This is a genomic window from Scandinavium sp. (assembly GCF_036271055.1).
Taxonomy (GTDB): Bacteria; Pseudomonadota; Gammaproteobacteria; order Enterobacterales; family Enterobacteriaceae; genus Scandinavium.
Map to the genome: position 1 here is coordinate 1 of NZ_DATBBJ010000026.1, position 1,974 is coordinate 1,974.

2 protein-coding genes are annotated in these 1,974 nt (G+C 53.8%); one reads left to right on the top strand and one right to left on the bottom strand.

Annotation, left to right across the window (positions count from 1 at the left end; genetic code table 11):
• The first annotated feature begins 232 nt into the window (after positions 1-232).
• Positions 233-364 (top strand): hypothetical protein, encoded by a 132-nt coding sequence (locus VH187_RS02990; RefSeq protein ID WP_329699998.1) that lies wholly within the window; start codon positions 233-235, stop codon positions 362-364.
• A gap of 42 nt (positions 365-406) precedes the next feature.
• Here the strand turns inward: VH187_RS02990 and VH187_RS02995 are convergent, their stop codons facing one another.
• Positions 407-1,735 carry an MFS transporter gene (locus VH187_RS02995; protein ID WP_329699999.1) on the bottom strand — a complete coding sequence of 443 codons (1,329 nt, stop codon included), beginning with the start codon at positions 1,733-1,735 and terminating at the stop codon, positions 407-409.
• Positions 1,736-1,974 lie beyond the last annotated feature (239 nt).

Genomic DNA, 1,974 nt, shown 5'->3' on the forward strand with positions numbered 1-1,974 from the left:
CCGCTTTAGACAATGCCCTGGCAAAGTTTGCTAGACTTTACGCTGACCAAACCGAAAGCGACTACGATCAGTTTAAAAAGGCAATCGCCAAACGCAGAGTGCGCGCCGTGCTTGGGAAGTAATACTTCTGAGCCAAACCATTGAGTGGACACACGGCGCTTTTTTAAAGTACTGGGCAATCATCGCTGACAATCTGAGCAAAGCCGGTTGGAGTTAGGGCTGGGTCTCAGCCGTGGATCGTGAAGGGCGAACAATCTGGATTGCTGACGCTCATCGCGGCGACGGTCAACGCTTCATCGTGCGTGCGGATAAAAAGCTGACTGCGTTTGTGGAACTTGAAGCGGCTATTCAGAGTCGAACGTGAGTCTGGCCTTCGCCTGACGCAATCAACCGGTCTGGGCACAGCCTAATTGCGAATCAAACGGGGGTTCTGCGACCTCGGCGGTTCTTTTATGGTCAATATCACCGCAGATGAAGCCGCTGCCACAACCATTAGATAAAATGCCGGCGCAAAATTGTTGTGCGTATGGGCGACCAGATAAGCGCATACCGCGGGCGTCGTTCCACCAAAAACGGTAAGGGAGACGTTATAGGCAATGGCGAGCGCACTGCAGCGAACCTCGGCGCGAAAAATCTGGGCCATCATTGGCGCACCGATCCCAAGAAATACCCCCATCAACAATGCAAACCCGAGTTGACCGAGAAGAATCTCGCTCGAGCTTTGACGACTCAGCATCCAGAATAGAGGCCGCGCAAAGACCATCAGACCCAGTGTCGATCCAACAAGCAGTGGCTTGCGCCCCAGGCGGTCAGATGTTGCGCCTGCGATCGGAATGAGCAAAAGCATAACCATCATGTTTGCGGTGTTAATGGTAAGCGCTTCTTTTGCCGAGATGTGCACCACCTGTTGCAGGTAGGTAACCACGTAAACAAAAATCATGTAAAAGCTCACACCATTGAGCATCGCCCACCCGCCCACCTGCAACATCTCCCACCAGTGACCGCGAAACGCTTCAACTACCGGCGGTCCAGGCAGCTTTTCCCTCGGTACAGCAGGCATGGGCACATCGGCGATGTGCTGCCGGATGTAAAATCCGAGCAGCCCAACTATTAATCCGCCCAGAAACGGTATTCGCCATGCCCATGTTTCCACGTCTGAAGGCGAAAAGGTTACGTTAATTAAAGTGGCGGCTGCCGAACCCAGTAGAATTCCCGCGACCGCGCCGAAGACGCTCCAGCTTCCCATAAAGCCACGTCGTCGCGGCTCCGCCCATTCCACCAGCAATACCACTGATGTCGTGTATTCGCCTCCCACTGAGAGTCCCTGGATCATACGCAGAACAACCATCAGCACGGTTGCAGTGATGCCGATCTGCACATAATCTGGGAGCACGCCGATTAAAAAAGTTGGAATCGCCATGGCCAGCACCGAGAGCATCAGAGCCAGTCGCCGACTGGCGCGGTCGCCGATGTGACCGAAAAGGAGGCCGCCTATCGGTCTCATTAAAAATCCTGCGGCAAACGCTCCGTAGGCATTGAGGGTTGCCCCAACTACATCGCGTGCTGGGAAAAAATGTTTACCGATAATTGCCGCGAAATATCCATAAATAGCAAAGTCGTACCACTCCAGGGCATTGCCAACGATACCCGCAATGATGAGCCGGCGACGGGCAGCTTTCTGATCCGGCCTCAGCGAACTGCCGGGGGATGTCGACGGTGATTTGCTCCAGTTCATTTGTCACTACGAAGCTTGAACCTGCAGCACTGAGGCCAAACAATCGCGGGGACCGTTTAACACGACGCAGGAGCAAGCAATCCTCGCGGCCAACACATAGAAAAACCCGAACAAAATGAAAGCTATTAAAATGCGAATCCAGAAACACTCACGACCGTTAGTTATCCTTTTGGCTACCGCTGTCGCCATCCTCACCACCATGGTCGTTGCCAATGCCACGCAGACGATCACCACGCCGA